The 21927-nt window shown below is 41.7% G+C and carries 20 protein-coding genes; 5 read left to right on the top strand and 15 right to left on the bottom strand.

What is annotated here, in order from left to right:
- Positions 1-11 precede the first annotated feature (11 nt).
- Both ABKW31_RS06850 and ABKW31_RS06845 read right to left on the bottom strand, forming a co-directional pair.
- Complete coding sequence (locus tag ABKW31_RS06850) at positions 12-1700, bottom strand: alpha-amylase family glycosyl hydrolase (protein WP_348615541.1); 1689 nt, start codon at positions 1698-1700, stop codon at positions 12-14.
- Positions 1701-1710: 10 nt separating this feature from the next.
- Positions 1711-3225 (bottom strand): MFS transporter, encoded by a 1515-nt coding sequence (locus ABKW31_RS06845; protein ID WP_348615540.1) that lies wholly within the window; start codon positions 3223-3225, stop codon positions 1711-1713.
- Between the two features lie 250 nt (positions 3226-3475).
- Between ABKW31_RS06845 and ABKW31_RS06840 the strand changes: the two genes are divergently transcribed.
- The gene (locus ABKW31_RS06840; RefSeq protein WP_348615539.1) at positions 3476-4984 is read left to right on the top strand and encodes a tryptophan halogenase family protein; all 1509 of its coding nucleotides are present in this window, start codon (positions 3476-3478) and stop codon (positions 4982-4984) included.
- 18 nt (positions 4985-5002) lie between these two features.
- On the opposite strand, the gene ABKW31_RS06835 is transcribed toward ABKW31_RS06840, so the two are convergent.
- The 7 genes from ABKW31_RS06835 to ABKW31_RS06805 form a co-directional block, all read right to left on the bottom strand.
- Positions 5003-5458: a thioesterase family protein gene (locus ABKW31_RS06835; protein ID WP_348615538.1), complete on the bottom strand. Its 456-nt coding sequence runs from the start codon at positions 5456-5458 to the stop codon at positions 5003-5005.
- A gap of 30 nt (positions 5459-5488) precedes the next feature.
- Complete coding sequence (locus ABKW31_RS06830; protein WP_348615537.1) at positions 5489-6175, bottom strand: rhomboid family intramembrane serine protease; 687 nt, start codon at positions 6173-6175, stop codon at positions 5489-5491.
- Between the two features lie 95 nt (positions 6176-6270).
- Positions 6271-6867, bottom strand: coding sequence for a nucleotidyltransferase family protein (locus ABKW31_RS06825; RefSeq protein WP_348615536.1), 597 nt, complete (start codon positions 6865-6867; stop codon positions 6271-6273).
- Positions 6867-7874, bottom strand: a complete 1008-nt coding sequence (locus ABKW31_RS06820; protein WP_348615535.1) for an XdhC family protein — start codon at positions 7872-7874, stop codon at positions 6867-6869. The genes ABKW31_RS06825 and ABKW31_RS06820 overlap by 1 nt, the downstream gene beginning before the upstream one ends.
- A gap of 3 nt (positions 7875-7877) precedes the next feature.
- Positions 7878-9047: an RDD family protein gene (locus tag ABKW31_RS06815; RefSeq protein WP_348615534.1), complete on the bottom strand. Its 1170-nt coding sequence runs from the start codon at positions 9045-9047 to the stop codon at positions 7878-7880.
- A gap of 12 nt (positions 9048-9059) precedes the next feature.
- Positions 9060-10241, bottom strand: coding sequence for a hypothetical protein (locus tag ABKW31_RS06810; RefSeq protein WP_348615533.1), 1182 nt, complete (start codon positions 10239-10241; stop codon positions 9060-9062).
- A complete protein-coding gene (locus ABKW31_RS06805; protein ID WP_348615532.1) occupies positions 10241-11077 on the bottom strand; it encodes a MoxR family ATPase in 837 nt (278 codons plus the stop codon). The genes ABKW31_RS06810 and ABKW31_RS06805 overlap by 1 nt, the downstream gene beginning before the upstream one ends.
- Positions 11078-11263: 186 nt before the next feature.
- Here ABKW31_RS06805 and cysK point away from each other — a divergent pair, with 186 nt between their 5' ends.
- Positions 11264-12226, top strand: a complete 963-nt coding sequence (gene cysK, locus ABKW31_RS06800) for a cysteine synthase A (RefSeq protein ID WP_348615531.1) — start codon at positions 11264-11266, stop codon at positions 12224-12226.
- Positions 12227-12328: 102 nt separating this feature from the next.
- The gene (locus ABKW31_RS06795; RefSeq protein WP_348615529.1) at positions 12329-12772 is read left to right on the top strand and encodes a hypothetical protein; all 444 of its coding nucleotides are present in this window, start codon (positions 12329-12331) and stop codon (positions 12770-12772) included.
- A gap of 86 nt (positions 12773-12858) precedes the next feature.
- Here the strand turns inward: ABKW31_RS06795 and ggt are convergent, their stop codons facing one another.
- Complete coding sequence (gene ggt, locus ABKW31_RS06790; RefSeq protein ID WP_348615662.1) at positions 12859-14586, bottom strand: gamma-glutamyltransferase; 1728 nt, start codon at positions 14584-14586, stop codon at positions 12859-12861.
- A gap of 202 nt (positions 14587-14788) precedes the next feature.
- Here ggt and rrtA point away from each other — a divergent pair, with 202 nt between their 5' ends.
- Positions 14789-15400 (top strand): rhombosortase, encoded by a 612-nt coding sequence (gene rrtA, locus ABKW31_RS06785; RefSeq protein ID WP_348615527.1) that lies wholly within the window; start codon positions 14789-14791, stop codon positions 15398-15400.
- Positions 15401-15414: 14 nt separating this feature from the next.
- On the opposite strand, the gene ABKW31_RS06780 is transcribed toward rrtA, so the two are convergent.
- Positions 15415-17907: a prolyl oligopeptidase family serine peptidase gene (locus tag ABKW31_RS06780; protein WP_348615526.1), complete on the bottom strand. Its 2493-nt coding sequence runs from the start codon at positions 17905-17907 to the stop codon at positions 15415-15417.
- Positions 17908-18054: 147 nt separating this feature from the next.
- Between ABKW31_RS06780 and ABKW31_RS06775 the strand changes: the two genes are divergently transcribed.
- Positions 18055-18594, top strand: coding sequence for a glutathione peroxidase (locus ABKW31_RS06775; protein ID WP_348615525.1), 540 nt, complete (start codon positions 18055-18057; stop codon positions 18592-18594).
- A 45-nt stretch (positions 18595-18639) separates the two neighbouring features.
- On the opposite strand, the gene ABKW31_RS06770 is transcribed toward ABKW31_RS06775, so the two are convergent.
- From ABKW31_RS06770 to ABKW31_RS06755, 4 genes are all read right to left on the bottom strand, one after another.
- Complete coding sequence (locus tag ABKW31_RS06770; RefSeq protein ID WP_348615524.1) at positions 18640-19239, bottom strand: NAD(P)H-dependent oxidoreductase; 600 nt, start codon at positions 19237-19239, stop codon at positions 18640-18642.
- 100 nt (positions 19240-19339) lie between these two features.
- On the bottom strand, positions 19340-20104 hold the full coding sequence (locus ABKW31_RS06765) for an SDR family oxidoreductase (protein ID WP_348615661.1): 765 nt from the start codon (positions 20102-20104) through the stop codon (positions 19340-19342).
- A gap of 39 nt (positions 20105-20143) precedes the next feature.
- Positions 20144-20911: an SDR family NAD(P)-dependent oxidoreductase gene (locus tag ABKW31_RS06760; protein WP_348615523.1), complete on the bottom strand. Its 768-nt coding sequence runs from the start codon at positions 20909-20911 to the stop codon at positions 20144-20146.
- Entirely contained in the window at positions 20908-21912 is a 1005-nt protein-coding gene (locus ABKW31_RS06755; RefSeq protein WP_348615522.1) for an NADP-dependent oxidoreductase, read from the bottom strand. The genes ABKW31_RS06760 and ABKW31_RS06755 overlap by 4 nt, the downstream gene beginning before the upstream one ends.
- Positions 21913-21927 lie beyond the last annotated feature (15 nt).

Here is a 21927-nt window from a genome sequence, read left to right as displayed (position 1 = left end):
GAGGCCTCAATTTACTTATTGCGCATTAAGTCGCTTAGCTGTTCTAGCAACTGAGTTTGGGTAATGACGCCATTATAAAGCCAAACTTGCACATCATGTGGCGCAACTTGGCTAACTAATGATGAAGTAGTGTCATTTACCCTAATACTTTTATCACTTAACTGGCTCTTCCATTGTCCTTGTTGCAAATATTTTTCAATCTCGAATTCGGCCACATTATTACCTTTATTAAGCAATACTAAGGCTATTTGTGACACTCCATCTTTAACCAGGACGCGATAAAAAGCGGCCTTATTGCCAGCTAGTTCTAGATTAACTTGTAAACCATTTTGCAAGGCCGGTGTTGTCTTGCGCACATTGGCGATGCGACTTAACGCGGCATGAATAGGATGACGTTTGGCTACTTCAATCTTCTCCTGACCTAAATAATTTCGATTACCTTGATGTTCGGCTTTTCCGCGCATAAAACCTAATTCAGAGCCTTGATAAACTACTGGGATGCCGCGACTTGTAAACAACCAGTTGTTGGCGTCAATAAAACCCTCGTCAGTGGCATTCATGCGAGGCATATCATGGTTGTCATAAAAAGTGGCTAACTCGTAAGGATTCTCATAAGGTCCGTGGCTTAAAAACAAGACTTTTTCCAACTCAGCAAAATCACTGTCTTGATTTTCAAATACCGACACGATGGCTTTTTGTTGCGGAAAATCTAATACACTGATACCACCGTTTTTAGGCAGAGTATGTTGAGCCAGAAAATTAGGATTGTAATCAAAACTCTCGCCGAACATGAAAAAATTGGGATATTGAGCTCTTATTTTATCTGACATTTCTCGCCAAAATGCATGGGGCACATGTTTTATGGTATCGATACGAAATGCATCTGCGCCCTGCTCTATCCAATACAAATACGAGTTAATCAAATATTCACGCAAACGTGGATTAGTTTCATCTAAATTCGACAACTGCATTATGTCAGGAAACTTATGGAAAAAGTCATGCAATGGATTATTAGGATCGAGATCCTCGGTGGCTAAATTTTGGTGATCAGCAACCAGTTTTCCTTCTTGATCATATAACTCACCAAACTTGGCTTGATCAACCGGCATAGAGAATGAAGGTGTGCCATGGTTGGCCACAATATCTAACACTGACTTTAAGCCAAAATTTTCACGCATTTGCTGAGTATATTGTTTGTAAGACAAGCCCTCAGAGGGCAAATGTTCATCAATTTGATAGAAATTATTTGCCCAATAGCCATGATACCCAGTTTTACCGCCATCTTTAAAGGCGCCGCCAAAGGTGATCGGTTCGCCACCACTAAAGGCTTCGTCAGGATTATCCAAAATTGGCGTTAACCAAACCGCAGTAAAACCCATATTCTTAATGTAAGCGGCATTCTTTAGCACACCTTTAAAGTCCCCCCCCATGTAGCCCACATAGGCGACTTCTCCATTTTCGCCCTTGATGGGTAAACCGAAAGTAGGATAGTCACCGCCTTGCTGCTCTTGGTTGTTAGATGGGTCACCGTCAACAAAGCGGTCGGTCATAACAAAATAAACCGCTTCTTTGGTAAAAGGCTGAGCTGAGCCATAAAACATCTGCATTTCTTGTTTTTTTGCTGGCTCGGTCGTGGCTGCGCAGGCACTTAGTGCAAAGGATAAGGCGATAGCCAATTTGCTTACTGTTTTTTGCTGCATTATTTTTTCCTCAAAGCTCAGTGGGTACTTTGACACGCAGTGTCATTAAACCTGCAATTAGCATACTACCACCGCCAACTACTAGGGCATAAATTGGTTCACTGTCAAACACTTTGGTAACCAAAAAGCCCAGAATACTCGCTGCAAGTATCTGTGGAATAACAATAAAGAAGTTAAATATACCCATATAAACTCCCAATTTTTTGATCGGCAAGGCATTAGACAATAGTGCATAAGGTACAGACAATACCGATGCCCATGCAAAACCAACCCCGACCATGGACAATACAAGCCACTTGGGATCTTTAATCAGGATAAAAGAGATAAAGCCTAGTCCACCCAAACCTAAGTTAATTAAATGGGCAAAGCGTAAATTAGTCATTTTGACAATAACGGGAATTAATATTGCTGCAAAAATAGAGGTGCCATTATAAACCGCGTAGAGCACACCTACCCAATCTGCTCCCTCGTTGTAGGCCACCGAACTAGGATCTTTACTACCAAAATGAAAGGAAGCGACGCCGGACGTCATGTATATCCACATGGCAAAAAATGCAAACCACGAGAAAAATTGTACCAGCGCTAGTTGACGCATCGCCATGGGCATGGCAAATAAATCGTTCATCACTTCGGAAAAGCCATTATTAGTCGATTTTTTGCTCGACAGCATAGCTGCAATAAGTTGACAAAAACCAAAGGCCAACAACATGCCCGCAGCAATATATAAATTTTTATCTAATCGCTCAATATTGGCCGCAATAACAATGGCCAGCGCAAGTCCGATAGCAGCAAATAAAGCCCCCCCTTTTAAGTAACTGGCGGTACTGCGTATATTGTTGACGATTTGCGAGCCCAGTCCTATGTCGATTTCAGCTTGTTCAAATTCAGCTAATTCTTCAGGTGAATATTCTTTAGTTGAATAAACTGTCCACAAAACACATAACAAAAATATCGTTCCACCGGCGTAAAATGAATATTTAACTGATTCAGGAATGATGCCGGCCTCGGCAGTATTTGCTACGTCAAACCAATTGGTCATCATCCAAGGTAAGGATGATGCAACAACGGCGCCTACGCCAATAAAAAAGCTCTGCATTGCATAACCAAGAGGACGTTGTTTTTTAGGCAACATATCGCCTACAAAGGCTCGAAAAGGTTCCATAGAAACATTGATAGACGCATCCATTATCCACAACATACCCGCAGCAACCCATAGTGCAGGTGAATTAGGCATTATAAATAAGGCTAAACTGGCCGCGATAGCACCAAACAAGAAGTAAGGCCGACGACGACCGAGACGGTTCCAAGTTTTGTCACTAAAATAACCGATAATAGGTTGAATAATGAGTCCGGTGATAGGTGCAGCGACCCACAGAACGGCCATATTATTGTAATCAGCCCCAAGGGTTTCAAAGATTCGACTTACATTGGCATTTTGTAAAGCAAATCCAAATTGAATCCCCATAAATCCAAAACACATGTTCCAAATTTGCCAAAAATTCAACGTTGGTTGCGACTTATTCATGTATATTTCTCTTAGTTTGAAATCTAACGCCTAACGACCAAAAGGTACGTTTACAAAACCATATCACCCACTGATCTAGTGACAAGCTGAAGCAATGTAAATTGCTTGTTAATTTAGGGTAACAATAAATAGCCGCTAGACTACCTTTAGTCACTTTAAATCAACAACTATTTGCATACGTATTCACTCAAATATATTGCTAGTAATTAATGTTAATACAATGTATCAATAAATTTAGATGGAGCTTTAATTGAGTAATAATGCTTTGCAACATAACAATGAAATTCGCAACATTATCATAGTGGGTGGCGGGACTGCCGGTTGGATGGCAGCCAATTTATTACAACATCACCTTGCTGAACATGGATTCAATTGCACGTTAATTGAAAGTCCTGATATTCCTACTATTGGTGTGGGAGAAGGCTCAACACCACAACTTAAAAATTTCTTTACTACTTTGGGTCTTAGTGAATCGCAATGGATGCCAGCATGTCAAGCAACCTACAAAGTGGGTATTCAATTTAATAATTGGTCGAGTCAGGCAAATAATTCTCATTATTTTCATCCCTTCCCTTCAATAGTCGATAAACATACGGCACGCGTTTTCTTGCAGCAGTGTATAGCCAAACAACAAGGGCGAATGGCAGAAGCACACCCAGATCGTTATTTTTTAGCAGCGCAACTGGCCAAACAAGGGTTGTCGCCCAAAGTGAAACAGCCACCGGCCTTGGGTTTAAATTATGCCTATCACTTTGATTCTGCTTTGCTCGGCCAATATCTACAAAAAATTGCGTTAAAACAGGGTATTGATTATCTGCAAGGTAAAGTGGTCGGGATTAATAAACACCCCAACAACGATATTAGTGAGGTGGTACTTGAAGATGGCCGACAGGTAGGTGGAGAGCTTTTTATCGATTGCAGTGGTTTTCAAGGCTTATTGATCGACAAGTTGCTGGGTAACACCTTTGTTAATTACAACAATCAGCTATTTAATGACAAAGCTATTGCCCTACCCTCTGAAAAACTGCAGCCCTTAGCTTCACAAACACAAGCGACGGCCCTCAATAATGGGTGGGCATGGCAAATTCCCTTAACAAATCGTACTGGCAATGGCTATGTTTATGCGAGTCATTATTGCAATGCTGACAAGGCAGAAACCGAACTAAGGCGTCACTTAGGCATGCTAAACCATGCAAATGAGGCAAAACATCTCAGCATGAAAGTGGGTAGACTGGCACAACATTGGAAACACAACTGTTTGGCTGTAGGTTTGTCTCAAGGCTTTATTGAACCGCTTGAAGCTACCGCCTTGCATTTGGTCCAACACACAGTGGAGTCATTTGTTGGTGCTTTTTTAGCCGGCAACTTTAGTTCGCAACACCAAGTTCAATTTAATCAGCGGATCAATAATCGATTCGACGGCATAAAAGATTATATCGTCGCACACTACAAAATAAATAATCGTAACGACAGTTTATATTGGCAAGACAATCGAGAAAATGACGATATATCAGCTTCACTGCGTGCCCTGCTCGACTGCTGGGATAAAGGCGGCAATTTAATCGAAGAAATTAATCAACAACAAATCGCCGCTTATTACCCAATTGTGTCGTGGTTTTGTCTATTGGCAGGGTATGGACGATTTTCTCAGGCAGGACCTACTGCAATGGTTGATCATACTCAACTTACAGGAATGGATGGCACCTTACAAAGTCTCAGCTTGCTATTTAAAGATCATCAGCAGGCACTAACTTTTTAGACTCCGAGTAAACACTTTTTAATACAGGTCAATGGCAGCTTGATTGATTATAACAGGCGCGCTTGGCACGCTTAATTGCTCCTTAAACCAAGGGCTAAGAGGAGTTTTCTGAAAGTGTGTTGAATCCACCATAACGTAGGTTATCTGTGCTTCAACCACAACCTGTTTAGTGCCATATTGGCGCATAGTAAGTCCACAGCGATAGGATGTATTACCTAAATGCAGAACCTGAACCTCAATTTCAAGCACATCGTCAAAACGTGCTGAAGAGCGAAAATCCATATTCAGGTTGACCACCTGATTATCTAATCCTTGGGCTAATAAAGTTTGAAACCCACCTATCTTGTGGCGCATATATTCAGTTAATGCAAGGTCAACATAATCCGCATAACGGGCATTAAATACCACTTGCTGGGCATCACACTCACCATAACGCACTCGCACTAAGAGGCTAAACTCATTTTTATTTTGCAAACTTGTATTCCCTAAAATGATTGTTCTTTGTTACGATTTTTCGGTTTCGTTATTGCTTTGTGGAGTTTGTTGCTCCGCTTCCAGACCTTGCTGCCATTCATTTCCAATGACTGGGTCATCTTCATTTACCAGCTCCCAGTGATACTGTTTTACTGGGGGTAAGGGATCAACACTACGCCATAAAAACGCGGCAATAACGCCTGCTAATGCACCAAAAAAATGATATTCGAAACTAATATACTCTTCCCGTGGGAATATGGTCATTGTCATACCACCATATAATAGAAAAACGATCATCATGATGGCTACCGAGCTTTTGTCGCGCCGAAACATACTGGCAACCAGAATAAAAAAGAACAAACCATGAGCAATACCACTAGCGCCGATATGATTGGCTTCTCTAGCAAAAAACCAAACGCCAAGACCTGACAATAGCCAAATCAAACATAATACGCGCCACCAGACTTTGGGGTAACCCACAGCCAACATGGTACCCATAATAATTAAGGGTAAGGTGTTATTAAATAAATGCTCCAGTGAACCGTGCACTAAGGGCGCGGTAAAAATCCCCACCAAGCCACTCGGTGTATTAGGGTGAATGCCCATCCAAGTAAGGGACCAGTGAAAAAGCAGTTCGGCTGACTTTAAACACCATAGTAGCGACACCAGCAACAGGGTGTTTAATAAAATACGGCGAAATCGATTATTTTCTTTCATGCATTGTATATAAGGCAGATTTGAACTTTTTAAAGCATAAGACTGCAATATAATCCCTGCCGCGATCAAGAATATCTGTATTTATGCTGAGTCTTCTACTTTAACAAATGCTCTTCGGCCCAACTTAGGTCTTGCTGAGTGTCGATATCAAAGGTGGCACTGGGTAGATCAACAGAAATGACTTGCTGATGATGTTGCAGCAACAGACTTTTTGCCCCTTTATCACCTTGCAAACAGGCTAATTCTTGAAAGAATTTTCGCGGAAATATACTCGGTGCGCCCAGTATTTCATTATACTTAGCGCTAATAATTGCGTTAGGATAATGCTGATGCATCTCTAGCAGGCATTTAATATCCTTGGCTTGCAAGGCAACTTGATCGCCTAAGCCGATTAATAAATGGCTGGTGTCTTTATGCAATTGTGTAACAAAATCAGCTAAGCTACTGCCCATGCCTTGTTGCCAATTAGACGCAAAAAAATAATCGACAATAGGTTTAATTTGCGCCTTAATCAGGGTCTCATTTGCTCCAAGAACCACAGTTAAGCCACTAATACCCGCTAACAAACGTTGATTTTCGTAATAACTTAAGATGGCATGTTGCAAAATAGGCTGCTTATGCAACAAGGCTAACTGTTTAATGCCGTTAAAACGCTGACTATTGCCAGCGGCCAGTATTACCGCTTGTATCATTAATTTACCAGCATGTGGTTAATTGATAAGCCATCGCTGTGTTCAAGATAAGCATGGACTTCGGCAATCATCGATAAGGCGATTGATTCAGGTAATTCACCACCTAAGCGCAAACCCACTGGATTGGCTAAAGGATAATTAAGCTCTTCAACACTTAATTTAAGGAATTCTAACACCCGCTCAGTTCTATGCTTTGGGCCTAACAACCCCACATATTTTGTCTGGCTATGTTGTAATAATTTTAAGGCCTGAGCATCCAATTTTACATTGTGTGTGAGCACTAGGGCCGCATCTATCTGTTGCAACCAGTCCGCGTGTTGATATTGCTCAAATGTATCACGGTAAGTATGCAGAGCACCGTTAAAATAGCCTGTGCGAGCATAGCCAGTGCGTGGATCCAATAATAGGACCTGCCAACCTAGCTCTGCTGCCATGGCCACTACGGGACGGGCGTCTAGCCCACCACCAAAAACGGCTAAACAATAAGCAGGTCGCAGCAACTGTTCAAAATAACGCTGTTCATCTCTTTGCTGAATACCACTTTGTAACAACTCATACTGCATTTTATCTGGCAATGCCTGATTATTTGGCTCTGCAGTATCTAGGGCCTGAACATAGCCACAGTTCTGATTAGAGATTAAACATTGGTCTAACAACTCTAGCTGCAAATAGTTATTTTTTGCACTCACTGGCTGTAACAGAATCTCCACCATACCACCACAACCAATACCCAGTTGCCAGGCAATATCTTCTTCTTCACGCATGTCATATTTTATAATCCGATTATGACCATCCTCCCAGCAACGTCTGGCTTGGCGCATAATATCTGATTCTAAACAACCTCCACTGAGCATACCAAAATACTGGCCAAGATCATTAATCATCATCATGGCACCTGCCTTTCGATAGGAAGAGCCTGCCGTATTGATAATGGTTGCAAGAACCCATTGTTGGCTGTCTTTGGATAGCTGCCAGTGCGCCAGCAGCTTGTCTAATTGATTAGCCAAGGTTTATTCAACTACTACAGAGGGTTGCGACTCAGCCACAAAATCAACTTTCGCCACCCGCAAATCAATCACTAGGGTTTCAGATATTTTGTCTTGAATAGCTTGACGATTAGGATCCCAGTACACTTGCAGAAAACCAAGTAAGCCAGTCGCAAATCCCGCACCGTAGCCCCCATAACGGCCGAAGCTTTCCCATAAATTAGGCTCTTTACCATCTAATTTAATCACTTTGATACCTAATAATTTTTTGCCTGGCGTTTGGCCTTTCCACCAAGCGGTAAAAATAGAGAAGTAAAATGCTGCCCAGCCAAAGCCTATGCCCAAATCTTCCATTATGCCTTCTAACCAAGAAATAACAGTCGCTTTACCTTTATCTTCATTTTGTTTATCAACACTATCACTTTGCTCATCTTGTTCATCTTGCTCTACTGGATTTTGACTATCTGTTATCGATGAACTTGCTTGCTTGGTGTCGTTGCGGTTTTTACTTTTCATTTCAAGCTGGGTTTGCCAGTCAGCCAGTAAGGCAGATTTTTCTTCTGTGCTTAACTGTTGGTTAGCAATATCGACTATACCTTCTAATAGATCCATTGCTTCGTTTGACGGCAGTTCAGCCTCATTTAGAACATCGACTAACTCATTGCCGAGGGATTGCCAGCATAAATAGTTATTAGCACATTCTCCATTATCTACTTTCTCAACCAGCTCATTGGCCGCTAAAATATATTTGGCGGTGACAGCCACAACAACTAAGGCATTTGCCCCTGACAGACTTACTTCTTCAGAAGGTTGGAACCCATTCGGTTTATTGGAGTTAAAAGAGTCAAATATCCCTAGAGCAAATACAAACAATAACGTTGCTGCAACAAAGCGCAGAGCAAGCCGAGCAGCATTAAAGCGTTTTTTAAGCTTTAAACGCTTACCCGCGCGAAAGAAGGTCACTGCGGCCACGCCCGCTAACAAAAAGCTGGCTGACTGAGATAACAGGGTAATCAAAAAGACATCAATACCAATGGCAATACCCCGCTTTAGCGGCCTTGCCAGCGCGGTACCAAATAAGTCGGCCGAAACATGAAACGCATAAGGCGTAACAATTTGGCGTGTTTCTTTGTGAGTAAGATGTGGTTTATAATCTTTACGATCTTCTACCACTTCATTTTCTGCTTGCATCATTTGCTCAATATTTTAATGGCGCTTAACTAAACTTTTAATGCCCTCACTAAGACCGTCAAGTGTCAGTGGAAACATGCGTTCATCGAGTAACTCGCGCATGATTGTAATCGAATGATAGTAATTCCAATAGTCCCGTAATTGTGGATTAAACCAAACCGCGTGATCAAAGTGGTTTAACAAGCGTTGCATCCACACCGAACCGGGCTCTTCATTCCAATGTTCTACACTGCCGCCAGGATAGGTTATTTCATAGGGCCCCATAGTTGCATCACCCACAAAAATCAATTTGTAGTCACGCCCATATTTGTGGATCACCTGCCAAACAGTCATGGTTTCCCGGTCTCGCCGTTTATTATCTTTCCACACGCCTTCATAAACACAGTTGTGAAAATAGAAGTACTCCAAGTGTTTAAATTCAGTTTGCACAGCGCTAAACAGCTCTTCACATTCCTTAATGTGGGCATCCATGGAACCACCCACATCAAAAAACATCAAAACTTTAACTGCATTGTGGCGCTCTTTAACCATATGAATATCGAGTAAACCGGCATTTTTTGCCGTAGCACCAATGGTGGTGTGAATATCTAATTCTTCGGTGGCACCGGTTCGCGCAAACTTACGCAATTTTCGTAAGGCTAATTTAATGTTACGGGTGCCCAGTTCAACGTCTCCAGCAAGATTTTTAAAATCACGTTTTTCCCAGACCTTTGCGGCCGAGAAATTACGGTTGCCTTCCTGCCCCATTCTCACGCCAGAGGGATTAAATCCATTAGCACCAAAAGGTGATGTCCCCCCGGTTCCGACCCACTTATTGCCGCCTTGATGACGTTTTTCTTGCTCTGCCAAGCGTTCTTGCAGTTTTTTCATTAACTCATCTAGGCCACCCATCGCTTGGATCTTGGCTTTTTCTTCCTCACTAAAATAACGATTCAGTGCATTGTTTAACCAATCTTCAGGGATATCTTTAGAAAACAAGTCAAGACTCTGTACCCCTTTAAAATAGTCGGCAAAGGCCCGGTCGAACTTATCATATTGGCTTTCGTCTTTGACCATAATCAACTTTGACAGGTGATAAAAATCATCGATGTTGGCAAAGATAACGCCTTTGTCTAAGGCTTCGAGTAAATCGAGCAATTCTCGCAAACTCACGGGTAATTGATAATCGCGTAACTTAAAGAAAAAATCGACTAACATTAGCGACGTGCCATAAAGACCAGTTTTTCGAACAAATGAATATCTTGTTCGTTTTTAAGCAAAGCGCCATACAACGGTGGAATCGACTTTTTACCGTCTTTATTTTGCAGCGCTTCCACTGGAATATCTTCAGCCACTAATAATTTCAACCAGTCAATCAATTCAGATGTCGAAGGTTTCTTTTTCAAGCCTGGAATGTCACGTAAACCAAAAAAGGATTCTAAGGCCTGATTGAGCAAATCCTTTTTGATATTGGGATAATGCACGTCAACAATACGGCGCATTTCTTCTGCATCAGGGAACTGAATATAGTGAAAAAAGCAGCGACGTAAAAAAGCATCGGGTAACTCTTTTTCGTTGTTTGAGGTAATAATCACTATAGGTCTTTGCTCGGCTTTTACGAGCTGCTGAGTTTCGTAAACAAAAAACTCCATTTTGTCCAACTCAAGCAATAAATCATTGGGAAACTCAATATCGGCTTTATCAATTTCGTCTATTAACAAAATAGTCCGTTTATTGGCTTCAAATGCCTGCCACAATTTGCCTTTGACTATGTAATTGGCAATATCATGTACTTTACTATCACCTAACTGTGAATCTCGTAAACGCGATACCGCGTCATATTCATACAGGCCCTGTTGTGCTTTAGTGGTTGATTTTATGTGCCATTGAATTAAATTTGCATCTAAGCTTAAGGCGAGTTGCTCAGCCAACATCGTTTTGCCAGTGCCGGGTTCCCCTTTAATTAATAGCGGTTTTTCTAGGGTGATTGCGGCATTAACAGCGAGCTGCAGCTCGCGACTAGCGATATATTTTTCGGTTCCTTTAAACGACATTATTTACCTCAAATTCAATTTAACAAATGATTAACCATAAGATATAGCGAAATAGCACTTTGAATTTACTCACTTCGCCTTAATCTTGTCATGGTAAAACAGAATTGTACTCAATGCGTATCAATAATAATGATAAATTCATATTGATGGAAAAAGAGTTCATCTAAAAATAGCAAGGAAATAAAAATGCAAATTTACGACGATAATTCACAAGCCATTGGTAAAACACCTCTGGTCAAACTCAACCGTGTTACTGGTGGCAATGTCTATGCAAAAATAGAAGCGCGCAATCCTAGCTTTAGTGTCAAGTGCCGCATTGGTGCCAACATGATTTGGGATGCAGAGAAAAAAGGCATTCTATCTGAAGGTAAAGAGCTGGTAGAAGCGACTAGCGGTAATACCGGTATTGCTTTAGCCTTTGTTGCTGCGGCAAAAGGCTATAAATTAACCTTAACGATGCCCAGTTCAATGAGTCTAGAACGCCGTAAGCTGTTAAAAGCATTAGGGGCTAACTTGGTCTTAACTGAAGCGGCTAAAGGCATGAAAGGTGCTGTTGCTGCTGCAAACGAAATCGTTGCCTCTGATCCTAAAAAGTATATTCCTTTGCATCAATTTGATAACCCAGCTAACCCAGAGATCCATGAACTAACTACGGGTCCAGAAATCTGGAATGATACTGATGGTGAAGTTGATATTTTTGTCGCAGGCGTTGGCACAGGCGGCACCATTACTGGTGTCAGTCGATATCTAAAAAGTAAAGGTAAAACCATTACTTCGGTAGCAGTTGAACCAGCAGATTCACCGGTTATTACGCAAGCAAAAGCTGGTTTACCTTTAACCCCTGGCCCACACAAAATTCAGGGTATCGGTGCTGGATTTATTCCAGGTAACTTAGATCTTTCTTTGATTGATGCGGTTGAACAAGTTACCAACGAAGAATGCATGGCAATGTGCCATCGCTTAATGAAAGAAGAAGGTATTTTGGTGGGTATTTCCTCAGGGGCAGCAGTTGTTGCTGCAAAACGCTGGGCAGAGAAACCAGAAAACGCCAACAAAAAGATTGTTGTCATATTAGCCAGTGCGTCTGAACGTTATTTAAGTAGCCCACTTTTTGCTGGCGAGTTTTCAGAATCTGAAAATGTTCAATAGTTAAGTTTGTAATATCACACACAAAGGGAAGCTAATGCTTCCCTTTTGTTTAACGATTCGTTATAAAACGTGGCAGGTATTACCACACAGAGTATTGTTTCTATGATTTTCAGATTTGGGCTAGTATTGCTACTATTAACTGCATTTTCCGGCTGTGAAAAAATAGAGAAAAAGGAAGGCTTGGGCAAATACGGCATGATGGACTCCAATCTGCCTGAATTTGCTGCCATTGAATTTTTTGACCACATTTTTCATGATGCTAATTTAGACGAGGCCCTAAAGCTCAGCAGTCCATCATTAAAACGACTTATCGAGTCTTATCACACTAATCGTAATGTGCAGCGACATGTCTTAAATCTTCGTTTCGACAAAGTCACTATTACCCCACACACCGGTAGCGCAGGACGAAACGAGTTTTCTAAAGAATCAAAAGTCATTATATTTTTTGAAGGCGAGCTAAACGGCAAAATACTCAAAGATATGCGTATCGTTGATTTGATTCGTGACGGTAATCAATGGAAGGTAGATAAAGTTAGCCTCAAGTAAATTAGGCAGCTAAAAAGTGTTGCAACTGCAACTTTGGCAAGAGCTCTGAAGAATGAGGATCACTCTTCTGCAGAGCTCAGGGTGATTTACAAACCAACTGCGACACCTTCCCTACGTGGGTCAGCACCGCCAATAAGTTTATTCTCTGTGATTTGAATGCCATGTAAACCGCTATTCAAATCTATAATCTTCACCTTATGGCCCTTGGCTTCCAACCCCTTAGCTAAACCCTCTGCGGCGGTATCTTTTTCTAATGCTGTATAGTCATTTCTGTCTGTAACATGGGGCAAGTTTATTGCTTGTTGAATATCTAGATCCCAATCCAATACACCTATTAACGTTTGTGCTACATAATTAATAATACGACTACCTCCGGGAGAGCCTAACAACAGAACTAACTTACCCTCTTTATCAAATACCATAGTCGGACTCATAGCACTGCGAGGCCTCTTATGTGGTTCAATTCTATTAAGTACAGGTCTATTGTAGCGATAGGGGTTAAGTGAAAAATCGGTCAGTTGATTATTCAATAAAAAGCCTTCAACAAATACGCCTGAACCAAAGGCAAATTCGATACTGGTAGTCATTGATAAGGCGTTGCCTTGGCTGTCTACTATTGAAAAGTGACTGGTGTTAGGCAGCTCATAAGCATTGTCTTGCGCTACGTTTAACATGGCATAAGGCTGTCCAGCAATGGCCCTTCCCATGTCTTTGTCGATCTTGATTTTCCGCGCTCTGTCACCTAAATAACTCTGACTAATTAGGGCACTAAAAGGCAGTTGACTAAAATCAGGGTCTGCAATGTACATCTCTCTGTCCGCATAAGCTAATTTTGAGGCCTGGGTAAATAAATGCATAGCCTCGAGGGAATTCGGTGAGTAATTAGCTAATTCGAAAGGTTCTAACATGCGTAAAATTTGCAAGACAGTCACGCCACCAGAGCTCGGTGGTGCCATACCACACACTTGGTGATCCTTATAAGATCCACAAACAGGCGAGCGTTTTACCGCGCGATATTCAGCAAAATCTTCTGCCGCCAACAAACCTGGATTGATCGTAGTAAATTGCACAGCCTTAGCCATATTGACCGCAAGCTCGCCCTGATAAAAGCTATCAGCGCCGTTTTGGGCAATGTGCATAAAAGTCCGCGCCAAGGCACTATTTTTACGAATTTCCCCCTTAATAAGCGCTTGACCGTCAGGATAAAAATACACCGAGGAGTTTCTAAATTGTTTCAATCCCGGATGAATATCCGACGCCAATAATTTTGCAAGGCGCTCAGACACTCTAAATCCTTGCACTGAGGTATCAATAGCATCATTGAATAATTCACTCCAAGCTAAGTTACCAAACTCCTTATGAGCCAACTCCAGAGCTTTTAGTACACCCGGTACCCCCACAGATTTTCCGCCGACAACGGCATCAATCCAAGCCATGGGTTTATCTTTACCGAGCATAAACATATCAGGCGTGCTGGCTTTAGGAGCCGTTTCTCGACCATCAAAGGTATGCAATTTTTTTGCTTTATTGTCCCAATATAAAATAAAGGCTCCCCCGCCAATACCAGAAGACTGTGGTTCCACTAAAGTCAACATCGCTTGTATTGCAACGGCGGCATCAATAGCGCTGCCGCCTTTCGCCAATATATTTTTACCCGCCCAAGAAGCATATGGATTGGCTGTAACAGCCATATATGAATTTGAGCTAAAAGCCTGTTTTTCTTGTCTGCCAGTATTCGCCTCTGGCTCTCTGTCTTCTCTTTGCTGGGCCAACAATGATTGCGCAAAAAAAACTGATAAGCTAAAAATTAACATGTACTTGGATATTGACACACCAACCTCTTTTCGATTTACCCTAATTAAGACAACACTAACGATGGACCTCTGTTTTTGCAATCAAACACATAGACTAATAAAGTAGATTTATAGACAATTAACGCTTTCTTTTTGATATTTCATATTGCAAACACTGACTTTTGGTTAGTATAAGCACACTTTATTCTAGCGTGATGAGTTGATGCTTAACCTCCCCCTTAAACTACAGCATGTATTAGGCCCCTTATTGCTTATCATTTTATGTACTGTACTGTTTCTATTTGAACCTCAAGCAAGTCATTATTTGGCCTTTGACCGCATACAAATTGAACAATTACAGTGGTGGCGTTTACTCACCGGTAACCTGTTGCATACTAACGCGAATCATCTGCTGTTAAATTTGACCGCGGTCGCCTTACTCTGGGCACTACACGGCCAGTATTTTCGGCTAGCGCAATACTCCTTAATGTTTTTCATTCTGTGTATCAGTACCACCTTGTTGATTTACGGTTTTGCCAAGCAGTTGCAATGGTATGTTGGCCTGTCTGGAGTATTACATGGTGTTTTCATAATCGGTGCCTATTTTGATATTAAACAAGGCATGAAAACAGGCTGGTTGTTGCTAATTGGAATATTGATAAAAGTGGGGCATGAACAAATTTTTGGAGCGAGTCAAGATATCGCTGATTTAATTAACGCAACAGTGGCTATTGATGCTCATTTATTTGGCACCATCAGTGGCTTGACAATTATTGTTATTTTGTACGGAAAACTCAGGCTAACAGAAGGCCTCAAAGAGAAAATATCTCAGTGAGGCTTGTTATGTTATTACAGGTTCTGTTCAAACAACTTGTATATACGGCGATATTCATCCAACCACGAACTAGGCTCGACAAAACCATGTGATTCGACTGGGTAGATAGCAGTTTCAAAATTTTGTTTTTCAAGTTCAATTAATCGTTGTACTAGGCGCACAGTATCAACAAAAAATACATTGCTATCCACCATAGGTGCATTGATTAACAGGGGCTTTTGTAAACCCTCAGCAAAATAGATCGGTGAACTACGCTCATAGGCGATAGGATCGACATCTGGGGTATTTAAGATGTTCGAGGTATAACCGTAGTTGTAATGCGCCCAATCGCTGACAGGTCTTAAGGCTGCCCCTGCCTGAAAAAGATCTGGCGCAGTAAACAAAGCCATAAAGGTCATGAATCCACCGTAAGAACCACCATAAGTGCCAACTCGTTGTACGTCTACATCAGCATTGGCGACAAGCCAATTAACGCCATCCCGCAAGTCTTCAATCTCAGGTTTACCCATGTGGCGGTAAATCGCAGTGCGCCAGTCGCGTCCATAGCCAGCAGATGCTCGATAATCCATATCCAGTACTACATACCCCTGCTCCACTAACATATTGTGGAACATAAATTCGCGAAAATATCCTGACCAACCTAAGTGTGAGTTTTGTAAATAACCGGCTCCGTGGCTAAATACGACGGCACGGCGTAAGTCTTCGTCATTCCTTTTCGGCTTAGCATAAACCCTAGAATATATTGGCTGGTCGGAGTTTGACGATTTAATAGCTACGATATCAGGAGCTAACCAATCAATCGCTAAAAAGCCATCGCTGACAGTATGGGTTAGCTGCACTGTTTCAGGCTTGTCGAGTTGTTTAACATATAACTCTGGTGGCATGGTTAACTTAGAATGAGTTAAGAGCAAAGCCTGCTCATTCGGACTTAATACATAATCAGTCATACCATTTAAGTCGGTTAAGGCTTCAATATCACCGCTGATTAAATTAACTCTATAAACTTCGTAAATACCGGGATGTTTTTTATTAGCCTGAAAATACATGTACTGATCATCAGTCGATAAGGTCAGGCTATCCACTTCAAAATTTCCTTGAGTCAGCGCTTTAGCTTTGCCTGAATAAGGTTTTAAATAAAGATGGGCGTAAGCGCTTTGTTCGGATAAATAATACAAGCTGTCACTGCTATGTAACCATCCAAAACTATTAAATTGATAATTAATCCACGCATCATCATGTAAACGATGCTGGGTAACCAGCTGCGCATCGGCCACATCAACGGTCGTCAGCCAACGGTCTTTATTATCAGCGGCCGCGACCATAAGGGCCACTTTATCACCTTGTGTATTCCATTGAATCGCACTCTGTGACCAGCGCCAATCATCTATTAACCTGATGACTCGCGGTAGGCGGTTTTCTTGATACGTTTCTCCCTTAGCCAGCGCATTTTCCCGTTTTACAGAGGCCAAAACATCTTCGTTATAACCCGGCAATGCCGTGTAAGGCAGTTTTTGTACGCTATGTTCAACTAAGTTGAGTAGCCATAAAGTTTGCTCAACCGGATGAGCATCCGCTACACGCTGACGCACATCATCGGTTTTAATTCGGCCATTTTCATTAATATAATTAGGCATAATGTCATTATCATCACGCTCTTGATTATCAACTTGTGTTACCAATAACAGCCATCGCCCATTAGGCGACATACTGGCTTCCACTGTTTCATGATCTTTAGGAAAATAAAATGGCAGAGGCCGTAAACTTGAATTTTGCGCCTGTAATTGTTGTTGTTGCTCGAAGCGCAGTTTTTGTTCTGAGCGTTTTTTGTCGATGACCTGGATTAAACGTTGCTGCTGTTCAGCAATGTAATCTTGTGGTACTTCTAGCGCAGTTGGCTGTTGGGCAAATTGCCAACTTGCTCGTTGCTCACGAAATCCATTGATGGGGTCTAAAACTATAATGCTGTCACCCGCTTGAAAACTTAATTTACCATCAAGTAGAAAGCGTAAATTGGATGGTTTACTACTATCTTGAGTGAGTTGCCTAATTTCACCTGTTATTAAATTTTTATAAAACATATTATCTTCAAAGATCCAAGCGCTGAGTTTTTTGTCGACGCTATTAACCCGATTTTTATAAGCGACATTGTGTTGCACCGCTAGACCGACCACCTGACCATTGCTGCTATCATTTAAACTTTTTAACCACAAATCCCTTAAGGGAGTGCCTTGTTGCTTGCGTTTATAAATAACGTGTTGGCTGTCATCAGACCAATATGCCTGCTCTGGTTCATTACCAATCCAATCGGGATCAGCCATGATTTGTTCAAGGCTAAGACCTTGCTTTGCCATAGGCACCATTTGAGAGCGAATAGTTTGCGTAGCTAAGGCTATTTGACTCTGTGGCGTAGTATTGTTAAGCACTGTGGTTGAGTTTTCATTGGCAGCACAAGCAAATAAAAAGCTTGTAATACCCACAACCAAAGCACACCGTTTAACATGGTGCATAGTTATTATCCCAAATTATGTTTACGTCAGATTTTAAAAGTATTATGCAACCTTTCGCTAATCTACAAGTAAAAAGAAATGTAAGTTAATGATCCAAAATCACTTTTTCATTATATTGATCAACAAACACGCAAAGCTAGGAAAATCATGAAAAAAGGTCTTATCGCAAGTTTATTATTATGTTCTGGTTTAGCTAACGCAGCTGACTGCCCAGATTTACTTAAGTTTATGAAACGTAAACTTAATTCTCAAGAGACCGTCAATATGTGTGAGGCTTATCAAGGCAAAACAGTATTGTTTGTCAACACCGCCAGCAAATGTGGTTTTACCCCACAATTTGAAGGCTTAGAAAAGCTTTACACTGATTATCAAGACAAAGGATTAGTGGTCTTGGGTTTTCCATCCAATGATTTTAAACAAGAATTCTCGGATGAAAGTAAAACTGCAGAGCTTTGTGAATTGACTTATGGGGTCAAATTCCCGATGTTTGAGACAATAGCGGTACGTGGTGATGACGTTGACCCGCTTTATCGCATGTTAGCTAAGAAATCTGGCACCACACCTAAGTGGAATTTCTACAAATACCTGATGGACAAAAATGGCAATATTGTTGAGTCATATGCTTCATCAACCAAACCCACTGATACAGATTTTATTGCCAAAATAGAAGAAACCTTGAAAAAGTAAGCTAGGCGCCTCAATTTCCACACAGAGCTTGAGGCGCATTAACTATTAAGCAGACAAACGCTCGATACTTTGCTCGGCTGAATTCCAGGCTTTATTGGCCGCCTCCTCGCCCATGGCTAAGCCCTCAGCGTAGATAAATGTCACGTCAGTTAAACCTAAGAAAGCAAATACATCTTTCAAATATTGGCTCTGACTGTCTTTGGGAGTACCTGCATACATGCCACCACGCGCTGCCAAGATATAAACTTTTTTATCCGTCAGTAAACCTTGTGGCCCTGTCTCAGTATACTTAAAAGTGATCCCAGCTCTAGCCACGCGGTCGATCCACGCTTTAAACGTGCTAGGTACACCAAAATTATACATCGGCATGCCTATTACAATGGCATCAGCCTGTTGTATTTCATTAATAAAGGTATCAGACAATGCAGCCAATTTAGCTTGCTCAACAGTGCGAGCAGATGCTGCAGTTCCCCAAGCCGTCATTTCTTCGACGGTTAAATGTGGAAGATCTGTATCAGCCAAATTACGCTGATTTACAGAGGTATACCCCTTACTTTGTAAACGCTCAATTAACTTTTGACTCAGTTTATTTGAGTTGCCTTTTTCTTGGTTTAAACTGCTATTGATGACTAATACATTTTTCATAATTCGCTCCAGTGATTGCTTAAATCGAATTTTTACCCATATTAAGTCGAAAAAAAAGCGCATAAAATGCGCTTTTTTGTTCTAAAAAATAGAATAATATTTAACTTAGATAACCACCGTCTACGGTAATGGTAGTTCCTGTGGTGTAACTGGAGGCATCAGAGACTAAATACAAAACAGTACCTGCCATTTCTTGGGGCTGTGCAGTTCGTCCCAGTGGTATTTGCATCAAAGCAGTTTTCAGAATCTTTTCATTTGACGTTAAAGCAGAGGCGAATTTGGTTTCAGTTAAACCCGGTAACAAGGCATTAACGCGAATATTTAGCGGACCACATTCTTTTGCGAATGCCTTGGTCATACTGATCACTGCAGCCTTAGTAATAGAGTAAATACCTTGCATCGGTCCAGGTGAAATACCATTAACTGAAGCCGTATTTAGAATAACTCCCCCGCCTTGCTCCTTCATCATTTTGCCCGCAGCAATAGACATAAAAAAATAACCACGAATGTTTACATCTACCGTTTTATCATAAGCGGCCAAATCAGTATCCAAAATGTGCCCAAAATAAGGATTTGCGGCGGCATTGTTAACCAGTATATCGATACGACCAAATTGCGATTTTATATTGCTAAAAATCGTCTCTATCTGAGCCATATCGCCAACGTGGCAAGCCATTGCTGCTGCTTCGCCACCATCGGCACGAATGCTTGCAGCAACCGCTTCACAGGCATCAAGCTTCCGACTCGAGACAATCACTTTTGCACCATAAGCGGCCAAAAGACGTGCTATAGCTTCACCAATACCACGGCTCGCTCCGGTTACTAAAGCAACTTTTCCCGTTAAATCAAATATGTCTTTGTTCATCATTTTTCCCACTTTTTAATCTAGTTTCGGCAGTTGCTGTTAGGCTAACATACCGCCATCCAACACCACTGACTGACCGGTCATAAAACTTGACTCATCACTACATAGCCAAGCCAACGCGCCAGCAATCTCTTCAACTTCACCTAAACGTTTCATCGGGTTGGCTTTTATCATCGCATTGCGCACTCGTTCATCGACATTCGCCAAAACATTCTCGACCATAGGGGTACGAATAAAACTCGGACATACCGCATTAACGCGAATATTCGCTTTAGCATATTCAACAGCAGCAGACTTAGTGAGACCCATAACACCATGTTTAGTGGCCGAATATGCAGCAATAGTCGGTGCCGAATGCAAACCTGCCACTGAAGCGATGTTAATTACGTGACCGCCACCATTGTCTAACATTTGAATAATGGCTTGTTTCATACAATACCAAACACCGGCTAAATTAACTGCGACGTTTCGATGAAAAACGGCATCATCAACCAAATGCATAGGAGTCGGCTTATGATCGATACCCGCATTATTTATGGTTACATTTACTGGACCGTAAGCTGCTTTTGCTTGGGCAAACAAAGCAATAACGGAATCAGAGTCGCTGACATCTGCCGCAATAAAAGTGGCAACGCCGCCCTTTGCACAAATTTGTTCAACAATCGCCTCGCCTTGCTGACGATTTTGGTCACTGACTACAACTTTAGCTCCACGACTGGCAACCAACAGAGCGGTAGCGGCGCCTATGCCTGACGCACCTCCAGTGATCAGAATATGTTTATTTTCTAAATTACCAACGGATTTCATTCTGCATCTACCTTAAGCACTAGTTTGCCCATATTTTCACCTTTAAATAACATTAGTAGGGTCTCTGGAAAACGTTCTATACCTTTAACCACATGCTCTTTAGCCTTAAGCTTACCTTCTTTTATCCAGCCAGCCATTTCAGCAGCTGCTTTAGGATAGTTTGCCACGTTATCGAACACCACTATACCTTCCATTCGCGCCCGGTTTACTAACAAGGTAAGGTAATTAGACGGACCTTTTACAGGGGTGGTATTATTGTACTGGCTTATCGCGCCACAAATAACGATACGCGCCTTCATGCGTATTTGCGTCAATACATCATCCAGTATTTCACCACCAACATTGTCAAAAAATACATCAACGCCTTTAGGGCAAAGAGCTTTCAAAGACTTCTTAACATTTTCGCTTTTATAGTCGATTGCTCCATCAAAACCAAGTTCATCAACAAGGTAGCGACATTTATCTGCACCACCGGCAATACCCACCACTTTACAGCCTTTTATTTTGGCTATTTGGCCAACTACCGTGCCTACGGCACCTGCGGCGCCAGATACCACTACAGTTTCTCCTGCCTTTGGCAGACCAGTCTCAAGTAAACCAAAATACGCTGTCATTCCTGGCATGCCTAATACACCCAAATAGCGTTCTAGTGGCGCCAGAGAAGGATCAATTTTATGCAAACCTTGGGTATCAACCACAGCATATTGCTGTACACCACAATGACCATAAACATAGTCTCCAACCTGAAACTTCGGATCATTGCTTTTCAGTATTTGCCCCACCGTACTGGCTCGCATCACTGCGCCAATTTGTACTGGCTCAATATAAGACTTACCGTCATTCATCCAGCCACGCATAGCAGGATCTAAGGAAATAAACGCCACTTTCACCAATACTTGTTTGTCCGCTAACTCAGGTACCTCGGTTTCAACATAATCCCAATTATCTCGCGTCGGGGTACCTACTGGACGAGTTTTTAATAAAAACTGTTTGTTTTTCATTGTTAGTCCTATTTT

The organism is Paraglaciecola sp. 25GB23A (assembly GCF_040012495.1).
Classification (GTDB): Bacteria; Pseudomonadota; Gammaproteobacteria; order Enterobacterales; family Alteromonadaceae; genus Paraglaciecola.
The sequence above is the reverse complement of the archived record's forward strand: the minus strand, read 5'-3'. Positions and strand labels throughout refer to the sequence as shown.

Excerpts from the sequence above, each read along its gene's own strand:
- ABKW31_RS06850 (WP_348615541.1), bottom strand. The coding sequence starts at position 1,700 with ATGCAGCAAAAAACAGTAAGCAAATTGGCTATCGCCTTATCCTTTGCA.
- ABKW31_RS06845 (WP_348615540.1), bottom strand. The coding sequence starts at position 3,225 with ATGAATAAGTCGCAACCAACGTTGAATTTTTGGCAAATTTGGAACATG.
- ABKW31_RS06830 (WP_348615537.1), bottom strand. The coding sequence starts at position 6,175 with ATGAAAGAAAATAATCGATTTCGCCGTATTTTATTAAACACCCTGTTG.
- ABKW31_RS06825 (WP_348615536.1), bottom strand. The coding sequence starts at position 6,867 with ATGATACAAGCGGTAATACTGGCCGCTGGCAATAGTCAGCGTTTTAAC.
- ABKW31_RS06815 (WP_348615534.1), bottom strand. The coding sequence starts at position 9,047 with ATGATGCAAGCAGAAAATGAAGTGGTAGAAGATCGTAAAGATTATAAA.
- ABKW31_RS06810 (WP_348615533.1), bottom strand. The coding sequence starts at position 10,241 with ATGTTAGTCGATTTTTTCTTTAAGTTACGCGATTATCAATTACCCGTG.
- ABKW31_RS06805 (WP_348615532.1), bottom strand. The coding sequence starts at position 11,077 with ATGTCGTTTAAAGGAACCGAAAAATATATCGCTAGTCGCGAGCTGCAG.
- cysK (WP_348615531.1), top strand. The coding sequence starts at position 11,264 with ATGCAAATTTACGACGATAATTCACAAGCCATTGGTAAAACACCTCTG.
- ABKW31_RS06795 (WP_348615529.1), top strand. The coding sequence starts at position 12,329 with ATGATTTTCAGATTTGGGCTAGTATTGCTACTATTAACTGCATTTTCC.
- ggt (WP_348615662.1), bottom strand. The coding sequence starts at position 14,586 with ATGTTAATTTTTAGCTTATCAGTTTTTTTTGCGCAATCATTGTTGGCC.
- rrtA (WP_348615527.1), top strand. The coding sequence starts at position 14,789 with ATGCTTAACCTCCCCCTTAAACTACAGCATGTATTAGGCCCCTTATTG.
- ABKW31_RS06780 (WP_348615526.1), bottom strand. The coding sequence starts at position 17,907 with ATGCACCATGTTAAACGGTGTGCTTTGGTTGTGGGTATTACAAGCTTT.
- ABKW31_RS06775 (WP_348615525.1), top strand. The coding sequence starts at position 18,055 with ATGAAAAAAGGTCTTATCGCAAGTTTATTATTATGTTCTGGTTTAGCT.
- ABKW31_RS06770 (WP_348615524.1), bottom strand. The coding sequence starts at position 19,239 with ATGAAAAATGTATTAGTCATCAATAGCAGTTTAAACCAAGAAAAAGGC.
- ABKW31_RS06765 (WP_348615661.1), bottom strand. The coding sequence starts at position 20,104 with ATGAACAAAGACATATTTGATTTAACGGGAAAAGTTGCTTTAGTAACC.
- ABKW31_RS06760 (WP_348615523.1), bottom strand. The coding sequence starts at position 20,911 with ATGAAATCCGTTGGTAATTTAGAAAATAAACATATTCTGATCACTGGA.
- ABKW31_RS06755 (WP_348615522.1), bottom strand. The coding sequence starts at position 21,912 with ATGAAAAACAAACAGTTTTTATTAAAAACTCGTCCAGTAGGTACCCCG.